The sequence below is a fragment of the Sulfitobacter sp. DSM 110093 genome, assembly GCF_022788715.1.
Classification (GTDB): Bacteria; Pseudomonadota; Alphaproteobacteria; order Rhodobacterales; family Rhodobacteraceae; genus Sulfitobacter.
Genome location: NZ_CP085167.1, coordinates 1451177 through 1467420, shown reverse-complemented (window position 1 = coordinate 1467420; position 16244 = coordinate 1451177). Strand labels below are relative to the sequence as shown.

At 60.9% G+C, this 16244-nt stretch carries 18 protein-coding genes; 10 read left to right on the top strand and 8 right to left on the bottom strand.

Features of this window, described 5'->3' with window-relative positions:
• Nucleotides 1–85: 85 nt before the first annotated feature.
• From DSM110093_RS07115 to dusB, 3 genes are read right to left on the bottom strand one after another with little or no spacing between them, the layout of a single operon-like run.
• Nucleotides 86–1465: a response regulator gene (locus tag DSM110093_RS07115; RefSeq protein WP_243267380.1), complete on the bottom strand. Its 1380-nt coding sequence runs from the start codon at nucleotides 1463–1465 to the stop codon at nucleotides 86–88.
• 1 nt (nucleotide 1466) lies between these two features.
• Nucleotides 1467–2552, bottom strand: a complete 1086-nt coding sequence (locus DSM110093_RS07110; protein WP_243267378.1) for an ATP-binding protein — start codon at nucleotides 2550–2552, stop codon at nucleotides 1467–1469.
• Complete coding sequence (dusB, locus tag DSM110093_RS07105; RefSeq protein ID WP_243267681.1) at nucleotides 2549–3493, bottom strand: tRNA dihydrouridine synthase DusB; 945 nt, start codon at nucleotides 3491–3493, stop codon at nucleotides 2549–2551. Before dusB ends, DSM110093_RS07110 begins: the two co-directional genes overlap by 4 nt.
• Nucleotides 3494–3725: 232 nt before the next feature.
• Between dusB and DSM110093_RS07100 the strand changes: the two genes are divergently transcribed.
• Genes DSM110093_RS07100 through DSM110093_RS07090 form a run of 3 tightly spaced genes read left to right on the top strand, consistent with a single transcriptional unit; the run spans nucleotide 3726 to nucleotide 5818 of the window.
• Complete coding sequence (locus DSM110093_RS07100; RefSeq protein WP_243267376.1) at nucleotides 3726–4856, top strand: bifunctional 2-C-methyl-D-erythritol 4-phosphate cytidylyltransferase/2-C-methyl-D-erythritol 2,4-cyclodiphosphate synthase; 1131 nt, start codon at nucleotides 3726–3728, stop codon at nucleotides 4854–4856.
• The gene (locus tag DSM110093_RS07095) at nucleotides 4853–5344 is read left to right on the top strand and encodes a phosphatidylglycerophosphatase A (protein ID WP_243267375.1); all 492 of its coding nucleotides are present in this window, start codon (nucleotides 4853–4855) and stop codon (nucleotides 5342–5344) included. Before DSM110093_RS07100 ends, DSM110093_RS07095 begins: the two co-directional genes overlap by 4 nt.
• Nucleotides 5345–5818, top strand: coding sequence for a CinA family protein (locus DSM110093_RS07090; RefSeq protein ID WP_243267373.1), 474 nt, complete (start codon nucleotides 5345–5347; stop codon nucleotides 5816–5818).
• Nucleotides 5819–5821: 3 nt separating this feature from the next.
• Here DSM110093_RS07090 and DSM110093_RS07085 read toward each other — a convergent pair whose 3' ends face one another.
• Nucleotides 5822–6274: a type II toxin-antitoxin system RatA family toxin gene (locus tag DSM110093_RS07085; RefSeq protein WP_243267372.1), complete on the bottom strand. Its 453-nt coding sequence runs from the start codon at nucleotides 6272–6274 to the stop codon at nucleotides 5822–5824.
• A 68-nt stretch (nucleotides 6275–6342) separates the two neighbouring features.
• Between DSM110093_RS07085 and hpt the strand changes: the two genes are divergently transcribed.
• The 4 genes from hpt to DSM110093_RS07065 all read left to right on the top strand — a co-directional run bounded on the left by hpt (nucleotide 6343) and on the right by DSM110093_RS07065 (nucleotide 8516).
• Entirely contained in the window at nucleotides 6343–6879 is a 537-nt protein-coding gene (hpt, locus tag DSM110093_RS07080; protein WP_243267371.1) for a hypoxanthine phosphoribosyltransferase, read from the top strand.
• Entirely contained in the window at nucleotides 6876–7052 is a 177-nt protein-coding gene (locus DSM110093_RS07075; RefSeq protein ID WP_243267370.1) for a hypothetical protein, read from the top strand. The genes hpt and DSM110093_RS07075 overlap by 4 nt, the downstream gene beginning before the upstream one ends.
• Before the next feature lie 93 nt (nucleotides 7053–7145).
• Nucleotides 7146–7625 (top strand): cytochrome c, encoded by a 480-nt coding sequence (locus DSM110093_RS07070; RefSeq protein ID WP_243267369.1) that lies wholly within the window; start codon nucleotides 7146–7148, stop codon nucleotides 7623–7625.
• 3 nt (nucleotides 7626–7628) lie between these two features.
• Entirely contained in the window at nucleotides 7629–8516 is an 888-nt protein-coding gene (locus DSM110093_RS07065; RefSeq protein WP_243267367.1) for a cytochrome c, read from the top strand.
• A gap of 22 nt (nucleotides 8517–8538) precedes the next feature.
• On the opposite strand, the gene lipA is transcribed toward DSM110093_RS07065, so the two are convergent.
• Entirely contained in the window at nucleotides 8539–9492 is a 954-nt protein-coding gene (gene lipA / locus DSM110093_RS07060; protein WP_093926366.1) for a lipoyl synthase, read from the bottom strand.
• Between the two features lie 242 nt (nucleotides 9493–9734).
• Here lipA and DSM110093_RS07055 point away from each other — a divergent pair, with 242 nt between their 5' ends.
• Nucleotides 9735–10283 carry a peroxiredoxin gene (locus DSM110093_RS07055; protein ID WP_243267365.1) on the top strand — a complete coding sequence of 183 codons (549 nt, stop codon included), beginning with the start codon at nucleotides 9735–9737 and terminating at the stop codon, nucleotides 10281–10283.
• A 65-nt stretch (nucleotides 10284–10348) separates the two neighbouring features.
• On the opposite strand, the gene DSM110093_RS07050 is transcribed toward DSM110093_RS07055, so the two are convergent.
• Complete coding sequence (locus DSM110093_RS07050) at nucleotides 10349–11266, bottom strand: hydrogen peroxide-inducible genes activator (protein WP_243267363.1); 918 nt, start codon at nucleotides 11264–11266, stop codon at nucleotides 10349–10351.
• A 95-nt stretch (nucleotides 11267–11361) separates the two neighbouring features.
• Between DSM110093_RS07050 and DSM110093_RS07045 the strand changes: the two genes are divergently transcribed.
• Nucleotides 11362–12858: a catalase gene (locus tag DSM110093_RS07045; RefSeq protein ID WP_243267361.1), complete on the top strand. Its 1497-nt coding sequence runs from the start codon at nucleotides 11362–11364 to the stop codon at nucleotides 12856–12858.
• A gap of 41 nt (nucleotides 12859–12899) precedes the next feature.
• Here the strand turns inward: DSM110093_RS07045 and DSM110093_RS07040 are convergent, their stop codons facing one another.
• Nucleotides 12900–13988 carry a DUF6456 domain-containing protein gene (locus tag DSM110093_RS07040; protein ID WP_243267360.1) on the bottom strand — a complete coding sequence of 363 codons (1089 nt, stop codon included), beginning with the start codon at nucleotides 13986–13988 and terminating at the stop codon, nucleotides 12900–12902.
• 279 nt (nucleotides 13989–14267) lie between these two features.
• Between DSM110093_RS07040 and DSM110093_RS07035 the strand changes: the two genes are divergently transcribed.
• Nucleotides 14268–14564, top strand: coding sequence for a DUF6477 family protein (locus DSM110093_RS07035; protein ID WP_243267358.1), 297 nt, complete (start codon nucleotides 14268–14270; stop codon nucleotides 14562–14564).
• Nucleotides 14565–14600: 36 nt separating this feature from the next.
• On the opposite strand, the gene DSM110093_RS07030 is transcribed toward DSM110093_RS07035, so the two are convergent.
• On the bottom strand, nucleotides 14601–16139 hold the full coding sequence (locus DSM110093_RS07030) for a trimethylamine methyltransferase family protein (RefSeq protein WP_243267356.1): 1539 nt from the start codon (nucleotides 16137–16139) through the stop codon (nucleotides 14601–14603).
• Nucleotides 16140–16244: the final 105 nt, after the last annotated feature.

The following is a 16244-nucleotide window of genomic DNA, read 5'->3' as shown; positions in this document are numbered from 1 at the left end:
TGTTGTGATGCATCGCTACATCAACCGCCATATTATGTGGTCCTGACCGGGATAGTACCCCGATGGCCACTGTTATGTGGCTCTTTTACATCATCTTGCGGCCCCGTGTCACCTCAATATCGAGGTCTGTGATCTTCTTGCGCAAAGTATTTCTGTTTATCCCCAACAGAGCGGCACATTTTGCTTGATTACCTGCGGTTGCAGCCAGTGCGATTTCAATCATCGGCAGTTCAACTTCACGCAATATCCGCGCGTAAAGCCCCGGAGGCGGCAACATAGAGCCGTGCAAATCAAAGTAGCGTTGCAAATGCCGCTCGACCGACGCGCCCAGACGTTCGGTATCGGCCTCAGTCTGCATGGGCGCCGGGCCGGTCTGCGCCCCAAGCAAGAGTTCGGCCTCACTCGCTGGGATTTCTGCTGCCTGACTGGCCAGCGCCAACTGGCGCATCGCATGTTCCAATTGGCGGACATTTCCGGGCCATGGGAATTTGAGCAGAATTTGCGACGCTTTATCAGAGAGTTTGCGCGGTGACGCTGGGCCGGGATTGGCACGGGCCAAGAAATGATCGGCCAACAGCGGGATATCTTCGACACGGTCGCGCAGTGCGGGCACTTCGAGGGTCGCCCCTGACAGGCGATAATAGAGATCGCGCCGCAGCCTGCCGTCTTGCATTGCGGCATCCAGATCGCTCTGGCTGGTCGCCATAAAGCGCGGCGCGTCATCGCCCGGCGCGTCCATCATCCGCACCAAACGGGCCTGAATATCCTGAGGGAAGTCCGCGATCTCATCGATCATCAGGGTGCCACCGCCCACCCGCGCCAGCACCCGTGCCGGGCCCTCGATGTCTGCAAGATCAGCATCGGTAACTGTCACAAAAGGCAGGCTGCGTCGGTCGGAAAAATCATGGATCGCGCGTGCAATGAGTGACTTACCCGATCCGCTCTCGCCCCAGATAAGCACCGGCAGATCGGTGTTCATCACCCGCGCCACGGTGCGGTAGAGCGCCTGCATCACCGGAGTGCGGCCAATCATCGGCAGATCGTCACGCTCCGCGTCGATCTCGGCACTGTCGTCGGGGGCCGTTTTGCGGCTGAGCGTCGTGCGCTGCTCCAAGGCACGGGCGGTGCGTTTCATCAGGTCCGGCAGGTCGAAGGGTTTGGGCAAATAGTCAAAGGCTTCGGCCTCTGCCGCCTTGATCGCTGTCATGATTGTGTTCTGCGCTGAAATGACGATCACCGGCAGGCCGGGGCGATCCTGCGCGATTTTCGGCAGCATTTCCAGACCGTTGCCATCGGGCATGACCACGTCAGAGATCACCGCGTCGCCCTTGCCCTCGCTGACCCATCGCATCAGGGTGGTCAGGCTTGAGGTCGCATGAACCTTACAGCCCGCGCGGGTCAGCGCTTGGGTCAGAACGGTGCGGATTGTACGGTCGTCATCGGCGACGAGGATGGTGCCATCCATGTCAATTCTCCTTAAGGGCTGCAGCGCCTGCACGCGGCAACGAGATGCGAAATGCGGTTCGACCGGGGGCGGAACTGACAGAAATCCAGCCTCCATGGTCTGAGATAATCTTGCTCACCAAGGCGAGGCCGAGCCCGGTGCCATTCTCACGACCCGAGACGAATGGGTCGAAAACATCGGCGCGGATATGCTCCGGCAGGCCGGGGCCATCGTCGATCACCTCAATCTGCAGGGGCAGGAGCTGGCCATTGCCATCAGCACGGCGCAACTGGAACCCGTGTTCATAAAAACTGCGCAACCGGATCGTACCACCGGCGTCGCCCGCGGCCTCAGCAGCGTTGCGGATCAAGTTCAGCAAGACCTGCAAAAGCTGATCCTTGTCGCCAAGCGCAGGCGGCAGCGAGGGATCGTAGTCCTCGATAATCCTCATTTTCGAGCCGAATCCTAACAGCGCCGAACGGCGGGCGCGGTCAAGCACATCATGCAGGTTCACCGGCTTCCGCTCCGGTGCCATCAGGTTGCCAAATTGCTCGACCTGTTCCAGCAGTTTTACGATGCGACGACTTTCGGCGACGATAAGATCCGTCAGTTCCAGGTCACTTTTGGACAGATTCATTGACAAGAGCTGTGCCGCCCCCGTGATCCCTGCCAGCGGGTTCTTGATCTCATGGGCCAGCATCTCGGCCATGCCGATGGCGGATTTGGCGGCGGATTTTACGCTGTGGTCTTGCGTGATGCGCCCTGCCAATTCGCGCGGTGTGATCATCAAGATCATCTGCCCGTCCCCGCCCGCCAGCGGCGCAATCTGCAGACCGCATTGCAAAGGCGCCCGCTGCATCGCGCCGACATCCACGTCATTCACAAACAGCGGCGTACCCTGCAGACGCGCGCGGGCAAAAGCAGCCTCTAGCGGGTGATCCACCGCGATCAGATGCCAAAGCGATTGACCAATCGTCGCGCGGGCAGACGCGTTAAGGAAACCTTCGGCAGAGGGGTTCAGATCATCAACCCGGTCGTCGGCACCAATGATAAAGGCGGGCACCGGCAGAGAACTCCAAATCTGCCGTTCCGGTGTCTCGGCTCTCATGCTGCAACCGGGGTTTGCGTGGCTGCGGCATCATACTGCATCGCCTCTGCGATCAAATCGAAGGTGGTGTTCACTTCTCGCGCGGTCAGCACGGCGCGGCGCAGATCAGAGGGGGTATCGCAATGATCCATGTACCAGCCTAAATGTTTTCGCGCCACCTTGGCCCCCAGATCGGCCCCGTAGAAGCGCAGCATTTCGTCGTAATGCTCTGCAACCATCTCGGCCATTGCCGCCCCTTTGGGGATCATCGGTGCAGGGCGCCCGTGCAGGTCATGGGCGATCTGCGCCAGCAGCCAAGGCCGCCCTTGCGCACCGCGCCCAACCATCACTCCATCTGCGCCCGACAGGCGCAGTGCTGTCCGTGCCTCTTTGCTGCCGATGATATCACCATTGGCGATGACGGGGACATTCACGGACTCTTTCACCGCTCGGATCGCAGCCCAATCGGCTCGGCCTTTGTAGAACTGACAGCGCGTGCGCCCGTGAATGGTGATCATCTGCACGCCTGCGTCCTCGGCTCGTTTGGCGATAGGTGCTGCGTTAAGCATATTGTCGTCCCAGCCCAGCCGGGTTTTCAGCGTCACCGGCACGTTCACCGCGCCGACCACCGCTTCGATCAGCCGCAGCGCGTGATCTGGCGTCTTCATCAGCGCGGAGCCGGAAGCCCCCTGCGTCACTTTCTTGGCCGGGCATCCCATATTGATATCGATGATCCGCGCGCCCATCGCCTCGACCATCCGTGCGGCTTCGGCCATCGGTTCGGCCTCGCGCCCCGCCAGTTGTACCGAGGTGCCAATGACGTCCAATCCCAATTCCGCCTTCTCGCGGGTACCGGGGCGGCGGCTGAGCAGTTCTTGGCTGGCGACCATCTCGGACACGACCAACCCGGCTCCGAATCGCGCCACGAGGCTGCGATAGGGCAAATCGGTGATCCCGGCCATCGGGGCGAGGAAAACCGGCGGGTCAAAATCTAGAGGGTCGGCGGTCACATGCTTAATCCTTGTGCGGTCCCCTGCTGTGTAGACCTGCCACCGGGCGACCTCAATAAAACAAGCTAGAAAAGCAGCTATGCGCCAAGCAATTGCCTAATTTTTAGGCAGCGCCCCCAGATTGCACCCTGCCCCCGCTTTGCCTAGACAGGGCCATGACCCCTATATTATCCGGAACGCCCTTATGAGTATCGCAGCCCTGATCGTCGCCGCCGGGCGTGGCAGCCGCGCGGGCGGCCCACAGCCAAAACAATGGCAGGCACTTGCTGGCGCGCGGGTGATCGACCACACGCTCGCTGCTTTTCGGGCGCTGCCACAAATTACCGAAATTGTTCTGGTACTGCACGAAGATGAAATGGATCAGGCCAAGGCTTTTGCGGCTCAGGGCATCACCGTGACGACTGGCGGGGCCGAGCGTGCCGCCTCGGTCCAGCGCGGTCTTGCGGCGATCCGGCAGGCCGAAAAGGTGCTCATACATGACGCCGCGCGGCCCTGCGTATCGGTTGAGATCATTGCCAGCGTGATTAGCGCACTCGATCAAAATCAAGCCGCAGCCCCCGGATTGCCCGTGACAGACGCCCTATGGCAGGGCACCAACGGACTAGTTACTGGCGCACAGGACCGCAGCGCCCTTTATGCTGCGCAAACGCCGCAGGGGTTTGACCTTGCCGCGATCCGCACCGCCCATGCCAGCTATGGTGGCGCGGCGGCGGATGATGTCGAAGTGGCTCGCGCCGCGGGCCTGACCGTTGCCATCACCCAAGGCAGCGCCGATAACCTGAAAATCACACGGCCCGAGGATTTTGCCCGCGCCGCCCGTATATTGGAGACCCGCATGGACATTCGCACCGGCAACGGATTTGACGTGCACGCCTTCGGCCCCGGAGACCACGTGACGCTCTGCGGCATCGACATTCCGCACACCCACGGGCTGGTCGGCCATTCCGACGCCGATGTGGCGCTGCACACGGTGACCGATGCGATCTATGGCGCGCTGGCGCGCGGCGACATCGGCCAGCATTTCCCGCCGAGTGATCCGCAGTGGAAAGGCGCGCGCAGTGATATTTTCCTGCGTCATGCCGCACGGATGGCGCGCGACATGGGATTCGCCCTTACCCATGTCGATTGCACCCTCATATGCGAGACACCCAAGATCGGGCCCCATGTGCAACCGATGCGCGCCTCCATGGCCGAGATGCTGGGACTTGAGATCGACCGCGTATCCGTTAAAGCGACCACAAGCGAGCGCCTCGGCTTTACCGGGCGCGGCGAAGGCATTGCCTGTATGGCCACAGCAACATTGGTGAAAACATGACCCTTGCTCATCTGATCGCGACGCTTTTGGGCGTCGGCCATATCCGTCCCGCACCGGGCACATGGGGCTCACTGATCGCCCTGCCCTATGCGTGGCTGTTGCATGTGCTGGGGGGCTTTCCCCTGCTGGTGATCGGGATCCTCGTGGCGATCCCCTTGGGCTGGTGGGCAACTGCACGCTACACGGCAGGCGGGCCGGATCATGATCCTGGCGAGGTGGTGGTCGACGAGTTGGTGGGCCAGTGGATCGCGCTCTTGCCGCTCTCTTACGCTGCGTGGTCAATGCAGATACCGATCCTTGCCATGTGGCCCGGTTGGATCGCCGCTTTTGCGCTGTTCCGGCTATTTGATATCACCAAACCGCTGATCATCGGCTGGGCTGACCGTCAGGGCGGGCCGTGGGGCGTGATGCTGGACGATATTTTTGCCGGGGTATTCGCGGCACTTGGCGTCATGGCGCTGGCCGCGCTGTATCACGGGGTCCTGTAAATGAGCCTCGCCGCGCAGCTTCTCGAAAAATCCCGCGAAACCGGCGCGATGGTCGCCTGCGCGGAGAGTTGCACGGGCGGAATGGTGGCCGCCGCGCTGACTGATCTGCCGGGGTCATCGGCCCTGCTGGAGCGCGGCTTCGTTACCTATACCAATGCTGCGAAAACAGCGATGTTGGGCGTGTCAGAGGCGACGCTTGCGCAATGGGGCGCGGTATCAGAACAGGTGGCTCAGGAGATGGCCACAGGCGCATTGGCTCTCTCCGAGGCGCAAATCGCCGTGTCGATCACCGGCATCGCAGGCCCCGGCGGGTCAGAGCATAAGCCCGAAGGCCGCGTCTGCTTTGGCCTTGCCACAGCGGCGGGCGTTCAAACGGAAACCATGGATTTCGGCGCACAAGGCCGCGACGCGGTGCGCCTAGCAGCCCGTGACCATGCGCTTGGCCTTTTATTGCGCGGCTATGAGGCGCTATAGGCGTTAGCCCTGCGGCCCGTAGAGTTCCTTTGCCCGCGCTTCAAAGGCCCGCACGATCCGCTGCATCGCCTCGTTAAAGACGACACCAATGAGCTTTTGCAGGATCGCGTTGCGGAACTCAAAATCGACGAAGAAATGCACCTGACAGCCTTCGGGGCTATCCTCAAAATGCCAGTTCGATTTCATATATTTGAACGGGCCATCCAGATATTCAGTGTCGATCTTCTTGGCCTCGGGCCACAGCACCACACGGCTGGTGAATCGCTCGCGGAACACTTTGAATGAAATCACCAGATCTGCGTCCATCACCCGATGGTCGCCCCGATCTTCGTCGCTACGGATGCGTGCCGCAGCGGTCCAAGGCAGAAATTCAGGATAGCGGCCCACATCGGCAACCAGATCATACATCTGTTGCGCGCTATAGGGCAATTGGCGGGTCTCAGAATGGGTGGGCATTGCGTTCCGTTGCGTTGCGAGTTACCTCCTATCTCACTGTTCGACCCCGCAAATTCAAGGGCAAAACCATGGCACAACGGCCTTACGTCATCGATGAAATGATCTCGGCCAAGGCCATCGCGGCCCGGATCGAAGACCTCTGCCGCGAGATTCACAGCGAATTTACCGGCACCGACAAACTAGTTGTCGTCGGCCTGCTGCGCGGCTCTTTCGTGTTCATTGCCGATTTGGTGCGCGAACTAGACCTGCCGATCGAAGTCGATTTCCTCGAAGCCTCCAGCTATGGCGACGGCATGGAGAGCAGCCGAGAAGTGCGTATTCTCAAGGACTTGCGCGGCGCCATCGAAGGGCGCGACGTGCTGGTCGTCGAAGATATCGTCGACACAGGCCACACGCTGCACCATGTCACCAACCTGCTGCGCTCGCGCGAACCTGCCCGGTTGAAATCCATTGCCCTGCTCGACAAACCCACCCGTCGTGAGGTTGATCTCAAGGCCGATTGGACCGGCTTTGAGATTCCCGATGAATTTGTTGTGGGCTACGGCATCGACTTTGCCCAACGCAACCGCAACCTGCCCTTCATCGGCAAGGTGCGCTTTACGTGATTGACCCACGGTGGCTGCTGCGCATGTCCCAATGGGCGCGCAATCCACCGTCCACGAAACGCGTGATCGTGGTCTTCGCGATCATTGCGGCGGCCTTGGCCATCGGCTTGATCGAATGGCTGGGCTACTGGCCTGACTGGGCCACAGCAGAGCGCATCCCCCGCCGGTTCTAAGCTGAACCGCGCCCCTTATTCCGCTGATCACGTTTTTGTTTTTTGTTGCAAGCCGCGCCCATGTTACGCTGCGACAAGAAAAGGGAGATGACCATGCATTTGACAAAGAGCATTACCGCCATCGGCATCGGCGCCGCGATGATCGCGACCGCTGGCTTCGCCGCCAGCCACAGTGAAAAAGCCGCCAGCGCCGCCGTCAACGCGCGCCACGCGCAGATGCAATTGATCGCCTATCACACCGGCATCTTGGGCGGCATGGCCAAGGGCGAGACGGAATACAATGCCGACATGGCCACCGCTGCCGCGACCAACCTTCATGCCGCTGCAGGGTTTGCGCCGGGCACGCTATGGCTTGAAGGGACCGAGCAAGGGGCCGTCGAAGGTTCTCGGGCCAAGACAGAAATCTGGTCCGATTCTGAAGGGTTTAACGATGCTTTCATGGCGCTGGAAACCGCCAGCGCGGATATGATCGAAGCCGCAGGCACCGACCTTGATGCGCTAAAGGCCGGCATGGGTGCTGTGGGCAAAGCCTGTGGCGCCTGTCATGACGATTACCGCGGCCCAAAGAACTGATCCTTGCGCCGTGTAATTCCTGCACTGCTCGGCTGTGCCGTCCTTGGCGCGGCCCTTGGCTGGGTCATTACCCGGCCCGATCCGCTTGAGCCGTCCTACGGCGCGGGGCTGACGCCTGAACCCGAAGCGGGTGCGCTGGTCTTTGCCGCAGGCGGCTGCGTTTCCTGCCATGCCGCCCCTGAGAGTGAGGGGGATGAGATGCTGGTTTTGGCCGGTGGCCTGCCCTTCCCCAGCGATTTCGGCACCTTTCACGCGCCCAACATATCACCAGACCCGACCCACGGCATCGGTGAGTGGAGCTTGCCGGAATTCGCCCGCGCCGTGACGCGCGGCGTTTCGCCCGAAGGCCAGCACTACTATCCCGCCTTTCCCTATACGGCCTACCAGCATCTCGCCCCGCAGGATGTGGTGAACCTATTCGCCTATATGCAGACCTTACCTGCCGCAGAGGTGCCGAGCCTGCCGCATGAGGTGGGCTTTCCCTTCAACATCCGTCGGGGGCTTGGCGCGTGGAAGGTTATGTTCTTTAACGAAGATTTCGTGCTGGCCGATGCGTCAGATGCACAGGTGGAGCGCGGGCGCTACCTTGTCGAAGGGCTGGCCCATTGCGGCGAATGCCACACGCCGCGCAATGCCTTGGGCGGGTTAGAGCAGGACGCTTGGCTAACCGGCGCGCCGAACCCCTCGGGCAAGGGGCGCATCCCCGGCATCACCCCCGCACATCTTGAGTGGTCCAAGGCCGATCTGGTGGAATATTTCACCTCCGGCTTCACGCCGGAATACGACAGCGCGGGCGGAGAGATGGCCGAGGTGGTCAGTAACCTTGCCCAACTTCCCGAGAGCGACCGCGAAGCAATTGCGGCCTACCTCCAGGCCCTGCCCGGCGGCTAACGCCGGGCACATCTTTTTAGAATTACGCGATACCCAGCTTGCGGTTCCGCGCCTCGCGCAGACGAGCGAAATCGTCGCCTGCGTGATAGCTCGACCGGGTCAGCGGCGTGGCGGAGACCATGAGGAACCCCTTGCCGTAAGCTGCTTTTTCGTAAGAGGTGAATTCCTCCGGCGTGACGAAACGGTCCAGCGCATGGTGCTTGGGCGTGGGCTGTAGATATTGGCCGATGGTCAGGAAATCGATGTCGGCGGCGCGCATGTCTTCCATCACCTGAATGACCGCTTGGCGGTCTTCGCCCAAGCCCACCATGATGCCCGATTTGGTGAACATTGACGGGTCCAGTTCCTTTACCCGCTGAAGCAGGCGGAGGGAGTGGAAGTAGCGCGCGCCGGGGCGCACTTCGGGGTAGAGGCCGGGGACGGTTTCAAGGTTGTGGTTGAACACATCCGGCCGCGCTTCGACAACCTTTTCAAGGGCTTCCGGGCCGCAACGGATGAAATCCGGTGTCAGAATTTCGATCGTCGTGTCGGGGCTGCGGTGGCGCACGGCGCGGATGGTCTGGGCGAAATGTTCCGCCCCGCCGTCTTCGATATCGTCGCGGTCAACGCTCGTGATAACCACATGGTTCAGCCCCAGTTTGGAGACCGCATCAGCCACACGTCCCGGCTCGAACACATCCAGCGCCTCGGGCGGCTTGCCGGTGGCGATGTTGCAGAAAGTACAGGCGCGGGTGCAAACCTCGCCCATGATCATCATCGTGGCGTGACCCTGAGACCAGCATTCGCCCACATTGGGGCAGCCCGCCTCTTCGCAGACCGTGGTCAGCTTATTGTCACGCATGATGCGCGCTGTCTCGGCATAGCCTTTGCCGCCGGGCGCTTTGACCCTGATCCAGCTCGGTTTTTTCGGCTGGGCGTTGTCGGGCTTGCGCGCCTTTTCGGGGTGGCGCTGTTCGGGTATCTTCAGATCGCGCATCGGGGGCCTCTGATCATTGTGTCGCACCCTGTTTATCACAGTCCTTAACCCGATGACCACCTACAGCATGCGCCCCCACGACAAGGCTGCCATGCACCAGCGGCATCGCCCCCGCGCCTTTATTTAGAGCGTTGTTTTTCAATTGGAAAATTACAATGCAGTTGCAGCATCGCGAGAGTTGCTCAGGCTGCCTATATGGGCTACCAACCGACAAAGATTCCAATCCGAGAAAGAGAGACGCGATGAAACCCGGTATTCAAGTTCCCAACGTCACCTTCAAGACGCGCGTGCGCGACGAAAGCATCGAAGGCTCCAACCCCTTCCGCTGGGAAGACAAGACCAGCGAAGATTTCTTCAAAGGCAAGCGCGTTGTCCTGTTCTCGCTTCCCGGTGCCTTCACGCCCACATGCAGCACCTACCAGCTGCCCGGTTTTGAGAACAACTTCGCCGCGTTCCAAGAGCATGGCATCGACGGCATCTACTGCCTGTCGGTCAATGACAGCTTTGTCATGAACAAATGGAAAGAGATGCAGGGCGTCCAGAACATCGACGTGATCCCTGATGGGTCGGGCGAATTCACCCGCCGCATGGGCATGTTGGTCGCCAAGGACAACCTCGGCTTTGGCGCGCGCAGCTGGCGCTATGCGGCGATCGTCAACGACGGTCAGATCGAAGCATGGTTCGAAGAGCCCGGCATCAGTGACAACCACGGCGATGACCCCTACGGCGTGTCCAGCCCCGAGACCGTGCTGGCATACCTCGAAAATCAGAAACAGACCGAAGCGGCCTAAGCCCTTTGAGTGACCGGATCGGGCCTTTTGGCCCGGTCCCTTTGACCCCGCTGCCCCGCCCGCGCCTAGTATGTCGCGCGCAGCTGCCCGGTCAGCCCTTCCCCCACCTCCGTCAACGTCTCGGCCAATTGCGCCGCCCAACCGCTGCCCGGCGTGCCCGCCCGGCGCACGAGCCCGATTTGCCGCGCAGGCTCCGGTGTGCCGAAACGGTGCAGCCGTAGGCCCGGCGCGGCATCAAGTTCAGTCTTGGCGGCGATCTCGGGCATCAAGGTCATGCCAAACCCCGCCTCCACCAGCCGCGACAGGGTCGCGAGGGACGAAGCGCCTGTGTGGATACCCGCCTGCGTCCGGTCCCGCTGACAGACCTCCAGCGCTTGATCGGTCAGGCAGTGACCGTCTTCCAGCAGCATCAGCGGCGTGCGGGCCAGATCGGTCGGACGGACAACTTCCGCCCCCGCCATCCGCTCAGCAGAGCCCGCCAGCAAAAAGCGATCTTCGAACAGGGGTAGTTCGGCCAGTCCGGTTTCGCCTGTTGGCACCGCCATCACCGCCGCATCCAGCGCCCCGGCCCGCAGATCGGCCAGCAATTGATCGGTCTGCGCCTCGCGCACCTCGACCCGCAGGGAAATATCCTGTGCGCGCAGGGCGGCCAGCACACCGGGCAAAAGATAGGGCGCCACCGTCGGGATCAGCCCAAGGTTCAACGTGCCCGCCAGCCCGACCTGCTCCCGCGCGGTGGCCTCCAACAGCTTGGCACGGCGTAGAATATCCTCGGCGCGGGTCAGCACCTCGCGCCCCAAAGGCGTCAGCACCGAGGCGCGGCTTTGCCGTTCAATCAACCGCCCGCCAAGCGACTCCTCCAAGGTGCGGATCTGCACGGAAAGCGCAGGCTGAGAGATATTGCTCGCCTCCGCCGCCCGACCGAAGTTGCCCAAGGTCGCCAGTGCACGGAAATATTCGAGCTGCTTTAGCGTGAAGTTCATAACTTTTACCTATCGCAATTTTACAAAACTGCAATTGGAAATTATGAGCGGAATGGATCATGTTGCCGTCAGACAGTAACCGAGGGGAACCCAAGATGAGCAAGCGTCTCACCACCACCGCCGGCGCACCGATGCCGACCAATGAAACCAGCAAAACCGCCGGCAGCCGTGGCCCGGTGCTGCTCGACGACTACCAACTGATCGAAAAGCTGGCGCACCAAAACCGCGAGCGTATTCCAGAGCGTGCCGTTCACGCCAAGGGTTGGGGCGCCGAAGGCACCTTTACCGTGACACATGACATCAGCGAATATAGCTGTGCCGCGATCTTCTCGCAGGTCGGCAAGACCTGCGAAATCCTGTCGCGCTGGTCCACCGTGGCGGGCGAATTGGGCGCGGCCGACAGTGAGCGTGACGTGCGCGGCTTCTCGGTGAAATTCTACACCGAAGAAGGCAACTGGGACGTTGTGGGCAACAACACCCCGATCTTCTTTGTGCGCGACGCCTATAAATTCCCGGACTTCATCCGCACCCAGAAACGCCACCCGCGCACCAACCTGCGTTCGCCCGAGGCGATGTTCGACTTCTGGGCCGCACAGCCTGAGTCGGTGCATCAGGTCACCATCCTGATGTCGGACCGCGGCATTCCGGTGAACCCGATGCACATGCACGGCTACGGCAGCCACACCTATTCGATGTGGAACGCCAAGGGCGAGCGGCACTGGGTGAAATTCCACTTCCGCTGCCAGCAGGAAATCCGCAACCGCACCAATGAAGACGCGGAAAAGCTGATCGGCTCGACACGTGAAAACTTCCAAGAGGATCTCTTCAACGCAATCGAAGGCGGCGACCACCCGAAATGGGAGCTGAACATCCAAGTCATGCCCGAGGCAGAGGCCGAGACCTGCGGTTTCAACCCTTTTGATCTGACCAAAGTCTGGCCGCATGCGGATTACCCGCTGATCCCGGTTGGCATGCTGGAGTTCAACCGCAACCCCGACAACTACTTCCAAAGCATCGAGAACGCTGCCTATTCGCCCTCGAACAAGGTGCCGGGAATCGGTTTCTCACCCGATAAGATGTTGCAAGCACGGGTCTTTTCCTATGCGGATGCGCACCGCTACCGTCTTGGCACGCATTACGAGGCCCTGCCCGCCAACGCGCCCAAGGCCGCGCCGATGCACCACTACCACAAGGACGGCTCCATGCGGTTCTTCCCGCAGCAGACCGGCCACCCGGATGCCTATTACGAGCCGAACCAGTATGAGGAATCGGCCCGCCCCGACCCGTCGGTGCAAGAACCACCGCTGCGCATCTCGGGCGATGCAGATCGCTATGTCCAAGAGGAGACGGACGCCGATTACGTTCAACCGCGCAAGCTCTATACCGAGGTGTTCGATCAGGCGCAGCGTGACCGTCTGCATGAGAACATGGCCGGTGCCATGGCGCCTTGTTCGCAGCAGGTAAAAGAACGCTGGTATGCGGTGCTGGAAAAAGTGCACCCCGACTATGCCGCCGGTGTGCGTAACGCTTGCGAGAAAGACGAAGTAGCGATTTCGGTGACAGATGAAACACCGACCAAAGTCGCTGACTAGGACGATTGGGGCGGCAGGGCATTTACCCTGCCGCCCCTTTTTTATCCGATCATCGGGCCACCCGGCCCTACGGTTTCGTCGTAATGCCGCTTGAGCCGCATGAGCGCGATCCGCAGCACGATCTTGCCGGAGCGTGCCGACCATCCCAGCCGCTTTTCCGTGGTTTCCAACCCTTCCAGATAGCAACAACAGCGCAGCACCACGTCCGACAGACCGGGGCCAAGATCGGCCATGGCATCGGCTACCCGCTTGCGTGCCTCGGCTGCTGCCATGACGCCCGAATTATCGCCACGCGCGGTTGGTTTTGCACCGGGGGTTAGAAAATTATCCCAGTTTTGTGTTATGCCACCGCCCATCTGCGCCAATTCAAAATCCTCACGCAGCCGTTCGCCTGCGTGCACCATTCCCTCCTCCAAGAAAGGCGTGCCAGATTTGTCGCGCCGCCGCGCAAGCGCGGAAAGCGGGCTTTCCGATAGGCAATAGCGGCTGCGGCGCGGCTGCGCACCAGCTGTACCCTCCTCACCTGATTGATCGCAGGGCATACCTGAAAACGTGGCCCGATCCTCGGCAAAGCCGCCTGCCGGTGTCTCACCTTGTTCGGCCATCATGCGGCGCAATGCGCCTCGGCCCGCGCTGGTGATATGATAGCGTGTCACCCGCCCTGAGCTTCCCGGCGCAATCCAATCCTTCAGCGCCATCGCCTGCGCCACGGCGCTATCGACTACGGCAGTCCGCGCGCCGGGGCCAGTTTCTGTCTCGCGCACCACGACGGCCTTTTCCATGCCCTCGGCCACGGCCAACACGGCGCCGGTCTCATGCAAGCGACGTAGGACGCGCAACGCCTCGGCGGCGAACGTCATTTCATCGGGAAGTTGTGCCGAACGCTTGTTCATTGTCACTGTCTTTCCTGCTGGGGGGCCAGCAGTACAATCCAAGCCACGCCGCACCGCGCCGAGCCTGCGCAGGGCTGCATCCACCAGCGGATCGTCGCGCCGAGTCTCGATACGGCGAATTTGTCGCATGATCGTTGAGGCATGACAGCCAGCTTGGCGTGCCAAAGCCCGGATCGGTGCGCCGGTCTCCGTATGTGCGAGGTAATGCAGGGCCCCATGCGGCACCCATCCCGGCATGACTGTCTGTTGGGTTTGGTGATGCGCCTTCAATTGACTGCCACTTCCATTTTGGCGGGTCCCCAAGCCGAGGAGTTATCCTCGGAGATGTTCACAACCTATGGATGTTTTGGTTACCCGTTCGTTAAAATCATCGCGTTTGGAGATCATTGTTTCCAAATGGTAAACAGCAAGGGAACGCGCCGCACGGCGAGAATACGCAACACGCAACACCCGGAAAGGTTGTGAAACACTTCACTTGTCGGGGTGATTCACCGCCCCTCAACCGGAGAGAGTGTAATGCAAGATCTGCTGACCATGCTGACAAAACTTCACCGCCCGCGCCTGTTGATGCGCGCCGCGCGGATCGGTGCCGAAGACTATCAACGCGGCACCCATTTGCCCCGTATATTGGGGTTCGGGATCCTGCCGCGTCACGGTACCGCGTTGCTAAAATTGACCGAGATTGAGGCCGATTTGAATACCCAGCGCAAAGCCGCAGATGCGAGTTATAGCCTGATCCGCCATGTTGATGTGCTGATCGCAATGGTGGGGGAAGCGCGTTTTCTCAAAACCACCCAAACCCCCAGCGCGTGACCCGATCGCGGGGGGATTGCCCCCCGCCGGATTATCCTACGTAAAGCTATCGGGTTCTGCGGCTTTGCGCTCAACTACAAAGGCATCAAGGGCTTCGCGAATGCCCGGGTCCAACGCTGGTTGCTGGTAATCGGCCAGCAACTTTTCCACCCGTGCGGAGGCAAGCGCTTGTGTATCGCGCGCGCCTTCGTCTGACCAAGTCTCGAAGGGTTTGTAATCCAGCAGGTCGGATTTCCAAAACGCCTCGCGAAAGTTGTTTTGCGTATGCGCGCAGCCAAGGTAATGCCCCCCCGGCCCGACCTCACGGATCGCGTCCATCGCTTGGGCGTTCTCGTCCATCTCTACCCCCCGGGCGAGGTGATGCAGCGTGCCCAGTTGATCCGCATCCATGACGAACTTCTCGAACGAAGACACAAGCCCCCCTTCCAGCCAGCCACAGGCGTGCAGCATAAAGTTCACCCCAGACAACAGGCCCATGTTCAGACTGTTCGAGGTTTCATAAGCTGCCTGCGCATCGGGCAGCTTCGAGCCATTGAACGACCCAGCGCTGCGATATGGCAGGTTCAAACGCCGTGCTAATTGCCCAGCGCCATAGGTGATATGCGCAGCCTCCGGCGTGCCAAAGGTCGGCGCACCACTGTTCATGTCAATGGAGGTCACAAAGGCCCCCATGATGACAGGCGCACCGGGGCGGACAAGCTGGCTATAGGCAATGCCGGCCAGTGTCTCGGCCAAGACCTGCGTCAGTGTCCCGGCAACACTTACCGGCGCCATAGCCCCCCCGACGATGAAGGGAGAGATGATGCAGGCCTGATTGTTCTCGGCATAGACCTTGAGCGCGCCCATCATCACATCGTCAAAAGTCATCGGCGAATTGATGTTGATGAGCGAGGTCATCACCGTGTTTTCCTGCACGAAGTCCTTACCGAAAAGGATGCCGCACATATCGACACTGTCCTGCGCCCGCGAAGGTTCGGTCACCGAACCCATGAAGGGTTTGTCGCTCAGCGTCATATGCGCGTGCAGCATATCGAGGTGGCGCTTGTTCACCGGGATATCGGTCGGCTCGCATACCGTCCCCCCCGAGTGATGCAGCCATTTCGACATATAGCCCAGCTTCACGAATTTCTCGAAGTCCGCCATCGTGGCATAACGGCGTCCCCCGGCGGCATCGCGCACGAAAGGCGGGCCATAGACCGGTGCGAGGACAAGGCTTTTACCCCCGATCACAACATCCCGCTCCCGGTTACGCGCCACTTGGGTGATCGTTGACGGTGCCGTAGAGCACAGCTTGCGGGCCAACCCCCGTGGGATACGTACCCGCTCCCCCTGCACATCAGCACCGGCCTCACGCCAGAGTGCCAGCGCATCGGGATTATCGGGGAAATTCACGCCGATCTCTTCAAGCACCGTGTCGGCGTTATGCTCGATGATCTTCAACGCTTCTTCAGTCAGCACTTCGAAGTTCGGGATATTACGCTCGATATAGCGCGCTGTCTCAAAGGAGACCGCTGTGCGTGCCGCGCGCCGTGCCGCACCTCCGCCGCCGCGTGCCCGTCGTGCTGATTCCGCCATTGCTCATTCCTTCCCGCAACTCTTGACCTGTCACTAGCCCATTCCCAGCGCCCCCTTCGCGCGGATAACGTCCCCTAGCGGCAAAAAGCGACATCGCGTGCCGCC